Origin of the sequence: uncultured Amnibacterium sp. (genome assembly GCF_964244015.1) — a bacterium.
GTDB lineage: Bacteria > Actinomycetota > Actinomycetes > Actinomycetales > Microbacteriaceae > Amnibacterium.
On sequence record NZ_CAXTHO010000006.1, the window covers coordinates 17,896 to 32,124 of the forward strand.

The window sequence follows — 14,229 nt, forward strand, 5'->3', positions numbered from 1 at the left end:
AAGGCCGACCGGCGCCTCATGGCGCCGAACTGCGCGGGCGCGAGGAGCGCAGCGACGAGCCTGCCCATGGCGTCGCGAGCGGGCCCCGGAGGGGTCCGTGAGCGGCGGCATCCGCGCGGAGACGAACAGGAGCATCAGATCACCGTCTTGGGGCCGCTGCGGATGGTGTTGGAGATGCGGAGGAGGAGGGCCGCGATCATCCAGTTCGCGACCAGCGACGAGCCGCCGGCGGCGAGGAACGGCGTCGTGAGACCGGTCTCGGGGATCACCCGCATCACGCCGCCGACCACGATGAACACCTGCAGCGCGAACACGAAGGCGAGGCCGACCGCGAGCAGCTTGCCGAAGTCGTCGGGGCCGGAGAACCCCACCCGGAACCCGCGGGAGACGAGCAGCAGGTAGAGGCTGAGGATCGCGAAGACCCCGACCAGGCCGAGCTCCTCGCCGAGCGAGGCGATGATGAAGTCGCTGTTCGCCGCCGGGGTGAAGTCGGGCCGCCCCTGGCCCAGCCCGGTGCCGAACAGCCCGCCGTGGGCCAGGCCGAAGACCCCGTTGACGACCTGGTAGCTGCCCTGCCGCGCGTCGTAGAGAGTCGGGTCGAACGCATCCAGCCAGTTGTCGATGCGCCCCTGGACATATGTGAGGATGCGCGTCGCGGCATATGCGCCGGCCGCCGCCATCACCAGGCCGATGACGATCCAGCTCGTGCGACCGGTCGCGACGTAGAGCATCGCGACGAACATGCCGAACAGCAGCAGACCGGTGCCGAGGTCGTGCTCTCCCACGATCACCCCGAGGGCCAGCAGCCACACCACGACGATCGGCCCGAGGTCCCGCGCCCTCGGCAGCCGGACGAAGAGGACCCGCCGCCCGACCATCGCCAGCGAGTCCCGCCTCGCGACGAGGAAGCCGGCGAAGAAGATCGCCAGGGTGATCTTCGCGATCTCGCCGGGCTGGAAGTTGAGGGGTGAGCCGGCCGGACCGATGTGCACCCACACGTAGGCGGCGGCACCGCGGAGGCGCAGGCCCGGCACCAGCGGCAGCACCAGCAGCACGATCGACGCGAGCATCGCGATGTACGTGTAGCGCTGCAGCATGCGGTGGTTGCGGACGACGAAGAGGATCACGATCGCGGCGCCGATACCGAGCGCGGTCCACAGGATCTGGCTCGATCCGTCGTCGGAGTCCAGCCTCACCCCGGTCGGGCTGAGGTCGATCCGGTAGATCTCCGCGATCCCGAGGCCGTTCACCGCCGTCGCGATCGGGAGGATGAACGGGTCCGCGTCCCGGGCGGCGAACCGCAGCACGACGTGCAGCGCGAGGGCGAGCACACCGACGCCGCCCGCGAGCTTGACGATGTCGAGGTCGAGGTGGCCGAGCGCGCCGAGCTGCACGAGCAGGATCGCGCCGGCCGCCACCGCGAGGGCCAGCAGCAGCAGCCCGAGCTCGATGTTCCTGAGCCGCGTGGACGGCCGCACGCCCGAGACGCGGTCCGCCTCCAGCCGGGACAGCGTCGTCGTCGCGTCAGCCACTGCCGTCGGTCCTCGCGTTGGCGACGACCGCGTCCGCCTCCGCGCGCGACGGCGTGGAGATGGTCTCCGCGATCTGCGAGCGGGTGAACGGGCTGAGCTCGGACCGGGTGACGTCGGTGACCTCCACGACGTGGCTCAGCCGGATCGGGCCGATGGTGCTCTGCACACCCTGGTAGATCGCGACGTTCCCGCCGTCGAAGCCGACGTAGTAGCGGGTCTGCGTGTACCGGTAGCCGAGCAGTGCGGCGCCGACGATGGCGCCGACCAGGAGTGCGACCGCGGCGAGCCAGATGCCCCGCCGCTTCCAGAGCCGCTTCCTGTCCTCCTTGATGAGGGCGTCGAGGTAGTCCTCCGACTCCGGCTGGAAGCTCGCCTCGGGCGCCGACGTCCTGATCGGGTGCAGCAGCAGCGCGGGGAGCCGGTTGTGCTGCCGGCTGGACGCCGCGAGCTCCGGGTCGAGACCGCTCGCCGCGGACCCGACGATCTGCGCGGCGGAGGGGCCGCTGCCGGGGCGGTCGATGTCGACGACGATCGCGGTCACGTTGTCCGGGGCGCCGTGCTCGAGCGCCTCGAGGACGAGCGCGTTCGCGGCGTCGACGGGGGTGCCGGGCCCGGACATCGCGATCAGGATCCGCTCGTGCGGCACGTAGCTGGTCAGCCCGTCGGAGCAGAGCATCCAGCGGTCGCCCGGCACCGTGCCGAGCACCGACGTGTCGATCTCGGGGGACTGGTCGATGTCGCCGAGCACCCGCATCAGCACGCTGCGCCTCGGGTGCACCGCGGCCTCCTCCGGCGTGATCCTGCCGGTCTCGACGAGTCGCTGCACGAAGGTGTGGTCGTTCGTGATCTGGGACAGCTCGCCGTCGCGCAGCAGATAGATGCGCGAGTCGCCGATGTGGGCGGTCGCGATCACGTCGCCGACGCGCACCAGCGCGCTGACGGTCGTGCCCATGCCGGTCAGCTCGGGCCGGTCCTCCACGGCGGCGCTGATCTCCTGGTTCGCCGAGAGCATCGCGGACTGCAGCGCGAACTCCGCCTCCTGGGGGGTGGCGAAGTCCAGCCCGTCCGTCTCCGCGATGCGTCGGACGGCGATCGCGGAGGCGATGTCGCCGCCGGCGTGCCCACCCATCCCGTCCGCGACGACGAACAGGGCGCTCCCCGCGTAGCCGGAGTCCTGGTTCTGCGAGCGGACCCGGCCGACGTGGCTGACGGCCGCGCCCGTGGTGATCGTCGCCACGCGGTCAGCCACGAAGCTCGAACGTGGTCGCGCCCACCTTCACCGGCACCCCGACGGGCACCTGGGTGGGGGTGTCGATCCGCGCGCCGTCGACGAAGGTGCCGTTGGTCGAGTCGAGGTCCTGGATCACCCAGTCCGACCCCCAGAGCAGCAGCCGGGCGTGGTGGGTGGAGGTGTAGTCGTCGCGGATCTGCAGGCCCGCGTCGCTGGCCCGCCCGATCATCAGCGGCTCGGCGCCGAGTGGGATCTCGAGGCCCGCCTTGCCACCGGAGGTGATCACGAGCACGGAGGCGGGACCGCGGGACACGGCCGCCCCGCCGGACCCGGGGGTCGCCAGGGAGGGGAGGGACTGCACGGCCGGTGGCGCGCTCACCGGCGCCGCCGCCGCGGGTGCCGACTCCTGCGGCACCCGGCGCACCCGACCGCCGAAGAGATCGCTGCGCAGCGCGTAGACGACGGCGAACACGAAGACCCAGAGCAGCGCGAGGAACGCGACGCGCAGCACGAGCAGGGTGAGCTCGCTCATGCCTCAGCTCCCCTGCGCCTTCGCCACCACGCGGAACACCATGCGGGTGCGACCGATCTGCAGCACCGATTCGTTCGGCAGCACTGCGCGGGTCAGCCGGGCGCCGTTCAGCGTCGACCCGTTCGTCGACCCGAGGTCGCGTGCCTCCGCGCGCCGGCCGTCCCACACGATCTCGAGGTGCTTGCGGCTGATCCCGGTGTCGTCGACGGTGATGTCCGCCTCCGACCCGCGGCCGATCACGGTGCGGGCGCCGAGCGGATGCCGCTTCCCGTCGAGCTCGAGGACCGGTGCCCAGGACACCTCGACCCGCTCGGAGGAGGAGCGCACGTCCAGCAGCCCGACGGTGATCGACGCGTCCGGCTCGAGCACGATCACGGGCGGCGACACCATCTGGTAGCGCTGCTGCGCGGCATAGGTCGTCAGCAGCTCGCCGAGCTCGTCGATCAGCCCGTCGCCCAGCGCGGTCATCGCGGTGTGATCCTCGGGACTCATGCGCACGACGAAGTGGTTGGGCACGAGCACCCGGTCGCGGGCGACCGGCGACGCATGGGTGTCGAGTTCTCTGCGGAGCGCGGCGGTGATCTCGACAGGGGCGATCCCCGACCGGAACGTGCGGGCGAACGCACCGTTCACGGCACGCTCCAAGCCGCGCTCGAAGCTGTCGAGAATGCCCACCCGCTGGAACCGTCCGTGATCGTGAATGCGTACGGAGGGCCCGCCCGCGAATGGCCCAGGGTAACGCGGGGCGCTCGGACGGGGTTCAGCGGCGTGCGCGCGCCGGGGTATCGCCGGTCTGTGCACCCGAGGCCGTACCCGCCTGCGTGCTAGGCTCCACGGGCCTTCGGCGCCCTCGGGAGCCGAGCACGCGCGAGTGGCGGAATAGGCAGACGCGCACGGTTCAGGTCCGTGTGCCCGAAAGGGCGTGGGGGTTCAACTCCCCCCTCGCGCACCGTCAGCGGGCCCCGACTCATCGAGTCGGGGCTCGCTTCGTCGTCGGACTGTGTTCATGGATCAGGGGATTTGGTCGACCGAATCCCCTGATCCGTGAACACGACGTCGGTCAGCGTCGGTTGACCCAGTCGGCGACCGAGCCGTGACCGTCCTGCAGCTCCCACGGGACGGGGTCGGCGAGCTCGACCGGCTCGGCTGGAGGCGCGTCGAACGGGCCCTCGCGGCGGGTGGCGCCGTAGACGTCGATCTGCGCAGCGTTCCTGAGGCTGGACGACATCGCGCTACCGGCCCGGATGCCGACCAGGGCCCGGAGGCGCGCGTTGAAGCTCACATCCTGATCCTGCCCGAATCCCGAGCGGTTCCGCGACCCTCGGCGTTCAGCCCTTCTCGAGCGCGTCCGGCTTGTGGACGGCCTCGCCGCCGGACTTCTCGCTCTTCACCAGATACTGCGGCTCGTCCTTCGACGCCTTAACATGTCGGCCGCCCGCGTCGGTCTCGGTCGTGATCTTCTTCTCGACCGTTCCCTCCGCCTCGCCGCCGTGCGACTTCCACGTCACGTGGTCGCCCTTCTTCACGTCATCAGCCATCCGGCGACCGTAGCCGCGGCTCCTGCGCGTCAGCGGAACGGGTGATACCCGTGGAGGCGCTCGCCGAAGCGGTCGAACCACCGCTTCGTCCGCTGCTCGAGCTTCGACGGGTCGGCGACGCCGGGGTCCTGCGTCGGCACGGACGCAGGAGCAGCGACGGGCGAGGTCGCAGTCGCGGTCACCGCGCGTGTGGTCACCGAGGGGGCCGGCGACGGCCTGTGCGTCGCTGTCGTGCTCGGGGACGGCGAACCGACGGTGACCGCAGCGGCATTCGGTCCGCCTCCGCCGGTCAGAGCGGTGAACCAGCCTCCGGCGGCGACGAGCGCCAGCAGCAGGCAGACGACGGCGAGCAGGTGCCGCCGCGGCCGCTGCCGAACCCGATCGGACGGGGCGAAGGAGGGCATCACCGCGGTCGGAGCGTCGCCCGCACTGCTCAGGTGCTGCGTCGGGAGGTCGGCCGCCGTGGACGACTCCGTGTCGTCGGGCAGGCGTGCGACCAGGCCCCGGAGCACGCCGACGGATGGCCGATCGGCGGGATCGACGGCGGTCATCGCGCTCAGCACCGTGCGCCAGGCCGGTGCCAGGTCGCGCGGAAGATCCGGCCCCCTGACCAGCCGCGCGGTCGCCGACTCCGCCGGGCCGCCGGGGAACGCGATGCTGCCGCTGATCGCCTCGATCGCGAGCAGCCCGAGCGCGTAGACGTCGGTCGCGGGTCCGATCTCCCTCCCGCGGACCTGCTCCGGACTGAGGTAGGCGGCGGTACCGACCACCTGGCCGGTCGAGGTCAGGTGGTCGGTGCGGATGTGCTGCGCGATCCCGAGGTCGACGAGCTTGACGTCCCACCTCCCGGATGTCGGCTCGGCGGTGAGCAGGACGTTGGCCGGCTTCATGTCCCGGTGCACGACGCCGGCGGTGTGCAGCGCGTCGAGCGCGGCCAGCAGTCCCGTCAGCACGCGGCGGACAGCGGCTCCGCGCATGGGCCCGTCCTGCCGGAGCACGGTCCGCAGGTCGGGGCCGTGCACCAGCTCCATCGCGAACCAGACGCTGTCGGTGCGGCGCAGCACGTCCTCGCCGGCATCGAGCACGGCGACGAGGTTCGGGTGATCGAGGTGGGCGAGATACTGCGCCTCGCGGCGCAGGCGCTCCTTCTCCACGCCGCCGGAGCGCACGATCTTGATCGCGACCTCGCGCTCGAACCGTTCGTCCCACGCGCGATGCACAGCCCCCATGCCGCCCGACCCGATCTCCGGACCGAGCCGATAGCGGCCGCCGAGCACCGGGATCGTCTGCATGACGGCGACCCTAAATGGGCCTCCGTGGTTCAGGAGGAGCGCCATACCGCTTCCGCCCATCCCACGCCGTCCGAGCCACGCCCGCGGCAGATGCTGGGGTGGCGCGCGCAACGTCATCGGCCGCTCAGGGCCCTCGGAACGCGGAGTGTGGAGCAGGGCCGGTCGCTCCCGCGGGCGTGCCGTCAGGGTGACGTCGTCGACCCGTTCTGGTCGTCCTCCGCGAAGAGGACGTCGAGCAGCCGATGATTGACGAAGAGCCGATCCCGGCCGACATGCAGTTCCTTCAGCACTCCTGCCGTCACCAGTGCGTCAAGCCATTTCGTCGCCGTCGGGCGGGAGACCCTGCAGCGCTCCCGAACGGTCCTGATCCGGAGGTACGGCTGCTCGAACAGGGCCGCGAGCAGATCCGCATCCACACCTCGCGGGAGCGTGGCAGCCATCTCGTCGTGGACCACGGCCTGCAGGGCGCGGATCCCGTCGATCTTCGCGAGGGTGAAGTCGGCGGTCTGACGCACGCCCTCGAGGATGTACAGCACCCAGCCCTGCCACGCGCCGTCGCGGGTCACTGCGAGGAGCAGGTCGTAGTACTGCTGCTTCGTCCGGATGATGTAGCGGGACAGGTACAGGATCGGCAGGGACAGCAGACCGGCTTGGACGAGCACCAGTACGTTCAGGATCCTGCCGGTACGGCCGTTCGCGTCGGCGAAGGGGTGGATCGCTTCGAATTGGTAGTGCGTCAACGCCATCACCACGAGCGGGTCCAGATCGGTCGCGGAGTGCAGGAATCGCTCCCACTCCGCAAGCTTCGTCACGATCACCTCCCGCCCCTCCGGCGGCGTGTACACACGTCGACCGTGCGGGCCACCGATGTACGTGCCCGATCCAGTCCGGTATCGCGTGTCGTGCCCTCGGACGCGGGAGCAGATCTCGGCGGCCGCCGCCGCGGAAAGCGGTCGCTCGATGACCGTCTCGAAGCCGGCGCGCAGCGCGCTGCGATATCGAAGCGCCTCACGGGTCGCCGGATCGGTGGCCTTCGCCTCGTTCTCCGCCCACCGGAAGAGTTCGTCCGTCGTCGTGACGATGTTCTCGATCTCGGAGCTGGCTTGCGCTTCGAGCAACGGGATCGTGTTGATCAGCACGGACGGGTCAGGCAGCGTCCGTGCCGCCTCGTCGAGACGCGCCAGCGCGGCCCGTGCGGCCACCGTCGCCTTCAGGATCGTCTTCGTCTCGATCTCCACCTGCGGTGGAAGGCTCGAAAGCGAGTTGTACGGTGCCTCGGGGTCCCATTCGGTCACGTCTGCTCCGTTGTAAAGTAATCGCCGCAAACTTTACAATGACGACGGGGGTTGTCAACAACGTTGGCGTCGGACGCCGGCCGGCATCGCATCGCGCGGTCGCGCGGCGTCGGTCGGCACGACGGCGATCAGTCGGCGGTCGGGCTTCGTCCGAGGTTCTGCGCGGCGCGGAGGTACGCGTCGAGTCCCTCACGCCTCCCGACCGCGACGGGCTGAACGGGCACCACCTGCAGTTCGCTCGATCGGAGCCGGTACACCAGCCGGAACCGTGGCTTCGTACCCCCTCGGGGATCGAAGTAAACCTTGAAGCAGTCGGAGAGATCGCCCGTGGACGCGCGACGTTCGAGCGGTACCCCGTGGACCTTGCCGTCCCGGATCGACTGGGCGAGCAGCAACGCCATGCGCCGTGTGCTGTCGTCGGGCAGTGCGTCCATGTCCGCCTGGAAGCCGGCCGGGGGACGATCGAACCGCATCACTCGAAGGTGGAAGGGTCGAGCCCGAACTCCCGCGCATAGTCGGCCATCGTCTTCTCACCCTCGCCGGCCGACAGCCGGCTGGTGACCTCGGGAGCGATGGCGATGTCCTCCAACAGGCCCTCGAGTCGTTCCAGGAGCTCGGCGGGCACGATCGCCGCGACCGGCTTGCGATGCGATCCGAACAAGACGGGTTCGAATGCGAGACCGACCCGCTCGATCTCGTCGGCGAGCCCGGGAAGGGCCGTGCGGGCCTCGGTGCTCGTGAGAACTTTCGGGCTGACCATGAGGAAAGCGTACCAGAACACGTACGTCTTTACGTACGACGACTGGAACGGTCCCTCTCGACACGTCGTTCTCCTCCTGCGGATCCGCGAAAAGGTCCGGATCCGCGAACACTCAGCTGCTGTGCGATTCGCGCCAGACGCGCTCGAAGGGGAGGCGCCAGGCGTACGGCGCGATCAGCTGGTGGATCGCGTTCGGTCCCCAGCTGCCGACGGCGTACGGACGTACCGGCGTCGGGTCGTCCAGCAGCGGCTGGCTGACCTCCCACAGGCGCTCGATGCCCTCGGCGGAGGTGAACAGCGTGTGGTCCCCGCGCATCGCGTCGAGGATCAGGCGCTCGTACGCCTCCAGCACGTCGCCCGCGTTCGCGGTGTCCTGCATCGCGAACTGCATCGACATCTTGTCGAGGCGCATGCCGGGTCCCGGGCGCTTGCCGTAGAACGACAGCGACATCTTGGAGGCGTCGGCGAGGTCGAACGTGAGGTGGTCTGGGCCCTTCGCGCCGATGCCCGACCCGGCCGGGAACATCGACTGCGGCGGCTCCTTGAACGCGATCGAGACGATGCGCTGCCCCTCCGCCAGCTTCTTGCCGGTGCGGAGGTAGAACGGCACGCCGGCCCAGCGCCAGTTGTCGATCTCGCACTTCAGGGCGACGAACGTCTCGGTCTCGCTCTCGGGCGAGACGCCGGGGATGTCCTTGTAGCCGACGTACTGGCCGCGGACCACCGACTCGGGATCGATCGCCTTCATCGAGTTGAACACCTTGTTCTTCTCGAGGCTGATCGCCTTCGGCTCCAGCGCCGTCGGCGCCTCCATCGCCACGAACGCGAGGATCTGGAACAGGTGCGTGACCACCATGTCGCGGTAGGCGCCGGTCGCCTCGTAGAAGGAGGCGCGCTGCTCGAGCCCGAGGGTCTCGGGTACGTCGATCTGGATCTGCGAGATGAAGTTGCGGTTCCAGATGGGCTCGAACAGGCCGTTGCCGAACCGGATCGCGAGGATGTTCTGCGCCGGCTCCTTGCCGAGGAAGTGGTCGATCCGGAAGATCTGGCTCTCCTGGAAGGTGTCGTGGAGGCGGCGGTTCAGCTCCACGGCGCTCGCGAGATCCGTGCCGAACGGCTTCTCCATGATGATCCGGGAGCCCTCGACGAGACCCGCGTCGCGGATCGTCTCGACTGCGGCGAGGGCGGCCTTCGGCGGCACGGACAGGTAGTGGATGCGCCGGGCGGAGGGGCCGAGGCGTCCGGCGGCGGCGGCGACGGCCTGCGCGAGGGCCTTCGGACCCGCCTTGCTCGGCACGTAGTGCAGCTTCTCGGCGAAGTTCTTCCACTCGTCGTCGCTGAGGTGACGGCGGTCGAACTCGTCGAGCGCGGCCTTGGCTTGCTCGCGGTAGCTCTCGTCGTCGAGGTCCTCGAGGGAGGTGCCGACGATCTCGATGTCGGGGGCGAGCGACGACAGGACCAGGTTCGCCATCCCCGGGAGGAGCTTGCGCTTGGCCAGATCACCCGCCGCGCCGAAGAGGATCACGACGTGCGGGGCCGTGGACTGGGCGGCCTTCTGGTACTGCCGCTCCACCTGGGTGAGGGTCATGCGGGAGATTCTTCCCCACTCACGGCCGGTGGAGGGAACCCGCCGCGACGAGCGCGGGCAGGTCGGCGGGCGATGCCGCCACCGCGATGGCGCCGGCGGCCTCCTCCGGTGCCCCGTATCCCCACCCTGCGACGATCGTCGGGATGCCGTGGGCGGCCGCGCCCTCGACGTCGTGGAAGCGGTCGCCGATCATCACCGGGCGCGCGGTGTCGACGCCGGCGGCGGTGAGCAGCTCGAGGGCGCGGGTGATCACATCCGCCTTCGCGCTGCGCGTCTCGTCGTCGGAGGCGCCGGCGAGCACCGTGAACAGCGGGGCGAACCCGAAGTGCTCGAGGATGCTGGTCGCGACCGATTCCGGTTTGGAGGTGGCGACGGCGAGCGGCGCCGAGCGCCTCAGCTCGACCAGCGCCTCCCGCACGCCCGCGTAGGGCTCCGCTTCGAAGGCGCCGTTCGCCCGGTAGAGCTCGCGGTATCGGTCGAGCACGGTCACGGCTGCGTCGTCCTCCAGCCCCACGACGTCCCGGAGGCCGTCGAGGATCGGCGGGCCGACGAACTCGACCAGCCGCGAGGGCGACGGCACCGGGTACCCGAGCTCCTCCAGCGCCATCGACAGCGTGCGGGTGATCCCGAAGGCGGAATCCATGATCGTCCCGTCGAGATCGACGAGGACGACCGTGAAGGGGATGCTCATGACGCCGCCGATCGGAGGGGTGGGCTCAAGAACCGTAGCGGGATGTCCGTTTTGAAGGAACTTCCGTGCACTCCGCGCAGAAACTCCTTCAAAACGGAATGCTCTTGGCGTGGCGTAATGAACTCAGAACAGCCTTGCGGGGCCGCCCTCGACGCCGCGCATGCTGTCGTAGTCGAGCACCACGCAGCGGATGCCCCGGTCCTCGGCCAGGGTGCGGGCCTGGGGCTTGATCTCCTGCGCGGCGAACACGCCGCTCACCGGCGCGAGGTGCGGGTCGCGGTTCATCAGCTCGAGGTACCGCGTCAGCTGCTCGACGCCGTCGATGTCGCCGCGGCGCTTGATCTCGACGGCGATCGAGATGCCGCCCGAGTCCTTCGCCAGGATGTCGACGGGTCCGATCGCGGTCATGTGCTCGCGGCGGACCAGGGTGTGACCCGTGCCGAGCAGGTCGATCTGCTCCGCCAGGAGGCGCTGCAGGTCCGCCTCCACGCCGTCCTTCACGAGGCCCGGGTCGACGCCGAGCTCGATCGTCTCGTCGACGAGCAGCTCGTGGATCCGGATGATCAGCACGTCACCCGTCTTCGCGTGCGCCACCCGCCAGATCTGCTGCACGCCGGAGGCGGCCAGCGTCTCATCAGGCTCCTCCACCGACAGCGAGCACGGCGGGCTCATCCAGTTCAGGGGCTTGTAGGAGCCGCCGTCGGCATGCACGAGCACACTGCCGTCGGCCTTCAGCATCAGCACCCTGCGCGCCGGGTCCAGGTGCGCCGACAGCCGCCCCGCGTAATCGACCGAGCACTCCGCCACCACGAGTCGCACGGGCCGAGAGCCTACGGAACCCGCGCGATCGAGGCGGTGCGCGCGCGTCCCCCGCTCGTGGGGGACCGGCACTTCTAGACTCGCCGCGTGTCCGAACCCGAAGGCGCGGTCGTTCCCGCGCGCATCCAGGACGACCTCTACCGATCCGTGAACGGGGCGTGGCTCGCGACCGCGGAGATCCCGCCCGACCGGGCCCGCTCGGGCGCGTTCCTCGACCTGGTCGACGGCGCCGAGATCGCCGTGCGCAGCATCATCGAGCTCGCCCAGCAGGCGGAGCCCGGCACCGAGGCGCGCAAGATCGGCGATCTGTACACCTCGTTCATGGACGAGGCGCGGGTGGAGGCGCTCGGCGCGGCCCCGCTCGAGGAACCGCTCGGTCTCGTGGCGGCGGCGGACTCGGTGGCGACCGTGCTCGCGGTGCTCGGCACGCTCGAGCGGCGCGGCGGGGGCAGCCTGTTCCGGCTCTTCGTCGACAACGACCCGGGCGACCCCGGCCGCTACCTCGTCTTCTTCGAGCAGGGCGGCCTCGGCCTGCCCGACGAGCGGTACTACCGGGAGGACGACTTCGCGACCTACCGCGACGCGTACCGCACCTTCCTCGTCGCGATCTTCGGCCTGGCCGGTCTCGACGAGCCCGAGGTCCGCGCGGACCGCGTGCTCGCGCTCGAGACCGAGATCGCGCTGACGCATTGGGACGCGGTCGCGACGCGGGACGTGCAGGCGACCTACAACCCCGCCTCCTGGGCGGACCTCGTCGCGGGTGCCGGCGACGGCGGCGCGCTGCTCGACGCCTGGGCGGCCGGCCTGGACGCTCCCGTGGGGGCTCTCGACACGGTGGTCGTGCGCGAGCCGAGCTTCGTCTCCGGCGTGCTCGGGCTGCTCACGGCCGATCGGCTCGACGCATGGCGCGACTGGCTCGCCGTCCGCGTGATCCGCCCGCTCGCCCCCTACCTCTCCTCCGCGTTCGTCGACGCGCAGTTCGCCTTCACCGGCACCGCGCTCACGGGCGCCCAGGAGCTGCGGGCCCGCTGGAAGCGCGGCGTCGGCGTCACGGAGGGCGCGATGGGGGAGGCGGTCGGCCGCCTCTACGTGGACGAGCACTTCCCGCCGGTCGCGAAGGTGCGGATGGACGTGCTGGTCGCGAACCTGGTCGCCGCCTACCGCGACTCGATCACCTCCCTCGAGTGGATGAGCGACGAGACGCGGCAGCGCGCCCTCGAGAAGCTCGGGAAGTTCACCCCGAAGATCGGCTACCCGTCCGTCTGGCGGGACTACTCGAACCTCGAGATCAGCGCCGACGATCTGGTCGGCAACGTCCGGGCGTCGAGCGCGTTCGAGTTCGATCGCGAGCTCGGCAAGATCGGCCGGCCGGTCGACCGCGACGAGTGGTTCATGACCCCGCAGACCGTGAACGCGTACTACAACCCGGGCATGAACGAGATCGTGTTCCCCGCGGCGATCCTGCAGCTGCCGTTCTTCGACCCCGACCGTGACGACGCGGCGAACTACGGCGGTATCGGCGCGGTGATCGGTCACGAGATCGGCCACGGGTTCGACGACCAGGGATCGCAGTTCGACGGCGACGGCCGCCTCGAGAACTGGTGGACCGAGGCGGACCGGGTCGCGTTCGAGGAGCGCACGAAGGCGCTGATCGCGCAGTACGACGCGCTCGTGCCGCAGGGGCTCACCGATCACGTCAACGGCGCCCTCACCATCGGCGAGAACATCGGCGACCTCGGCGGCCTCACGATCGCCTGGAAGGCCTACGTGCTCTCGCTGGACGGTGCCGAGCCCCCCGTGATCGACGGGCAGACGGGTGCGCAGCGCTTCTTCATCGCCTGGGCCACCGTGTGGCGGGAGAAGCGGCGCGAGGCCGAGGCGAAGCGCCTCCTGACCATCGACCCGCACTCCCCGCCGGAGTTCCGCTGCAACCAGATCGTGAAGAACCTGGACGAGTTCGCGGCGGCGTTCGACCTCACCGAGACGGATGCCCTGTGGCTGGATCCGACGAGCCGGGTCACGATCTGGTGACCGCCGCTCCGGCCCCGTCCAGGAGGACCCGGCCGAAGGGCGGCGACGAGCAGGCCAGGCACCGGGGCGACGCGGTGCGCGCGGACTTCACGGACGGCTTCACCGCGCTCGCGCACCTGGCGCTCGACGGCGCCCAGGTGTCCGCGCGGGTGATCGACCTGCTGTCCGGCAAGGCGCTGTTCTCCGTCGACGACCACGTCGTGCTGCCGACCGCGAGCGTCGGCAAGGTGCTGCTGCTCCTCGAGATCGCGGCGCGTCTCGAGGAGCAGGTCAACACCCGCTTCGACCTGTTGGACCGCGCACCGGAGGACCTGGTGTCCGACGCCGGGGTCTGGCAGTACCTGCACGCGCCGAGCCTGCCGCTCAGCGACCTCGCGGCGCTGGTCGCGGCGACGAGCGACAACCTCGCCACGAACGTGCTGCTGCGCGCCGTCGGCCTGGACGCCGTGCGGGCGCGCGCCGAGTCGCTGGGGCTGAAGCGGACCGCGCTGCTCGACCGGGTCAGGGACCGTCGCGGGCCGGACGACGCCCCCCAGCTGTCCGTCGGCTCGGCCGCGGAGCTGACCACGCTGTTCGCCCGCATCGCACGCGGCGAGGCCGTGAGCCGCGCGGTCTCCTCCCGCGTCTCCGACTGGCTCGCGCTGAACGCCGACCTGTCGCTGGTCTCCTCCGCGTTCGCGCTCGATCCGCTGTCGCACGTGCGCAGCGACCACGGCCTCAGCCTGCTGAACAAGACCGGTTCGGCCAAGGGCGTGCGCAGCGAGGCCGGCGTGCTGCGGGGCCCGCGCGCCTCCGTCGCCTACACCGTCACCATCGCGTTCGATGACGCGGCGCACACCCGCCGGCTCGCGGTGCTGCAGGCGATGCGCACGATCGGCATCGGCGTCCTCGAGTACGTCTGCTGACGCCGGAGCACGACA

Annotated in this window: 15 protein-coding genes and 1 tRNA gene; 3 read left to right on the forward strand and 13 right to left on the reverse strand. The window is 70.5% G+C overall.

Annotation, left to right across the window (positions count from 1 at the left end; genetic code table 11):
* Positions 1–134 precede the first annotated feature (134 nt).
* The 4 genes from ACFE67_RS01475 to ACFE67_RS01490 are packed head-to-tail and all read right to left on the reverse strand — an operon-like array spanning position 135 to position 3,970.
* Complete coding sequence (locus ACFE67_RS01475) at positions 135–1,532, reverse strand: FtsW/RodA/SpoVE family cell cycle protein (RefSeq protein ID WP_375405095.1); 1,398 nt, start codon at positions 1,530–1,532, stop codon at positions 135–137.
* Positions 1,525–2,781, reverse strand: a complete 1,257-nt coding sequence (locus ACFE67_RS01480) for a PP2C family protein-serine/threonine phosphatase (RefSeq protein ID WP_375405096.1) — start codon at positions 2,779–2,781, stop codon at positions 1,525–1,527. Before ACFE67_RS01480 ends, ACFE67_RS01475 begins: the two co-directional genes overlap by 8 nt.
* Entirely contained in the window at positions 2,774–3,295 is a 522-nt protein-coding gene (locus tag ACFE67_RS01485; RefSeq protein WP_375405097.1) for an FHA domain-containing protein, read from the reverse strand. Before ACFE67_RS01485 ends, ACFE67_RS01480 begins: the two co-directional genes overlap by 8 nt.
* A gap of 3 nt (positions 3,296–3,298) precedes the next feature.
* A complete protein-coding gene (locus ACFE67_RS01490) occupies positions 3,299–3,970 on the reverse strand; it encodes an FhaA domain-containing protein (RefSeq protein WP_375405098.1) in 672 nt (223 codons plus the stop codon).
* A 190-nt stretch (positions 3,971–4,160) separates the two neighbouring features.
* Between ACFE67_RS01490 and ACFE67_RS01495 the strand changes: the two genes are divergently transcribed.
* A tRNA-Leu gene (locus ACFE67_RS01495) sits at positions 4,161–4,244 on the forward strand.
* A 111-nt stretch (positions 4,245–4,355) separates the two neighbouring features.
* On the opposite strand, the gene ACFE67_RS01500 is transcribed toward ACFE67_RS01495, so the two are convergent.
* From ACFE67_RS01500 to nucS, 9 genes are all read right to left on the reverse strand, one after another.
* Positions 4,356–4,577, reverse strand: a complete 222-nt coding sequence (locus ACFE67_RS01500; protein ID WP_375405099.1) for a hypothetical protein — start codon at positions 4,575–4,577, stop codon at positions 4,356–4,358.
* A gap of 46 nt (positions 4,578–4,623) precedes the next feature.
* Positions 4,624–4,833 (reverse strand): DUF2945 domain-containing protein, encoded by a 210-nt coding sequence (locus ACFE67_RS01505; protein WP_375405100.1) that lies wholly within the window; start codon positions 4,831–4,833, stop codon positions 4,624–4,626.
* Between the two features lie 29 nt (positions 4,834–4,862).
* Positions 4,863–6,125 (reverse strand): protein kinase, encoded by a 1,263-nt coding sequence (locus ACFE67_RS01510; protein ID WP_375405101.1) that lies wholly within the window; start codon positions 6,123–6,125, stop codon positions 4,863–4,865.
* Positions 6,126–6,307: 182 nt separating this feature from the next.
* On the reverse strand, positions 6,308–7,420 hold the full coding sequence (locus ACFE67_RS01515) for a Fic family protein (protein ID WP_375405102.1): 1,113 nt from the start codon (positions 7,418–7,420) through the stop codon (positions 6,308–6,310).
* Positions 7,421–7,548: 128 nt separating this feature from the next.
* A complete protein-coding gene (locus tag ACFE67_RS01520; protein WP_375405103.1) occupies positions 7,549–7,893 on the reverse strand; it encodes a hypothetical protein in 345 nt (114 codons plus the stop codon).
* Positions 7,893–8,180, reverse strand: a complete 288-nt coding sequence (locus ACFE67_RS01525) for a hypothetical protein (RefSeq protein WP_375405104.1) — start codon at positions 8,178–8,180, stop codon at positions 7,893–7,895. The genes ACFE67_RS01520 and ACFE67_RS01525 overlap by 1 nt, the downstream gene beginning before the upstream one ends.
* A gap of 112 nt (positions 8,181–8,292) precedes the next feature.
* A complete protein-coding gene (gene zwf / locus ACFE67_RS01530; RefSeq protein ID WP_375405105.1) occupies positions 8,293–9,768 on the reverse strand; it encodes a glucose-6-phosphate dehydrogenase in 1,476 nt (491 codons plus the stop codon).
* Between the two features lie 19 nt (positions 9,769–9,787).
* A complete protein-coding gene (locus tag ACFE67_RS01535) occupies positions 9,788–10,459 on the reverse strand; it encodes an HAD hydrolase-like protein (RefSeq protein ID WP_375405106.1) in 672 nt (223 codons plus the stop codon).
* 123 nt (positions 10,460–10,582) lie between these two features.
* A complete protein-coding gene (gene nucS / locus ACFE67_RS01540) occupies positions 10,583–11,278 on the reverse strand; it encodes an endonuclease NucS (RefSeq protein ID WP_375405107.1) in 696 nt (231 codons plus the stop codon).
* Positions 11,279–11,365: 87 nt separating this feature from the next.
* Here nucS and ACFE67_RS01545 point away from each other — a divergent pair, with 87 nt between their 5' ends.
* Entirely contained in the window at positions 11,366–13,309 is a 1,944-nt protein-coding gene (locus tag ACFE67_RS01545) for a M13 family metallopeptidase (protein WP_375405108.1), read from the forward strand.
* Positions 13,273–14,214, forward strand: a complete 942-nt coding sequence (locus tag ACFE67_RS01550; protein WP_375405109.1) for a serine hydrolase — start codon at positions 13,273–13,275, stop codon at positions 14,212–14,214. Before ACFE67_RS01545 ends, ACFE67_RS01550 begins: the two co-directional genes overlap by 37 nt.
* The last annotated feature ends 15 nt before the right edge of the window (positions 14,215–14,229 follow it).

Coding starts and splice junctions, on each gene's coding strand:
- ACFE67_RS01485 (WP_375405097.1), bottom strand. CDS start 3,295: ATGAGCGAGCTCACCCTGCTCGTGCTGCGCGTCGCGTTCCTCGCGCTG.
- ACFE67_RS01505 (WP_375405100.1), bottom strand. CDS start 4,833: ATGGCTGATGACGTGAAGAAGGGCGACCACGTGACGTGGAAGTCGCAC.
- ACFE67_RS01510 (WP_375405101.1), bottom strand. CDS start 6,125: ATGCAGACGATCCCGGTGCTCGGCGGCCGCTATCGGCTCGGTCCGGAG.
- ACFE67_RS01520 (WP_375405103.1), bottom strand. CDS start 7,893: ATGCGGTTCGATCGTCCCCCGGCCGGCTTCCAGGCGGACATGGACGCA.
- ACFE67_RS01525 (WP_375405104.1), bottom strand. CDS start 8,180: ATGGTCAGCCCGAAAGTTCTCACGAGCACCGAGGCCCGCACGGCCCTT.
- zwf (WP_375405105.1), bottom strand. CDS start 9,768: ATGACCCTCACCCAGGTGGAGCGGCAGTACCAGAAGGCCGCCCAGTCC.
- ACFE67_RS01535 (WP_375405106.1), bottom strand. CDS start 10,459: ATGAGCATCCCCTTCACGGTCGTCCTCGTCGATCTCGACGGGACGATC.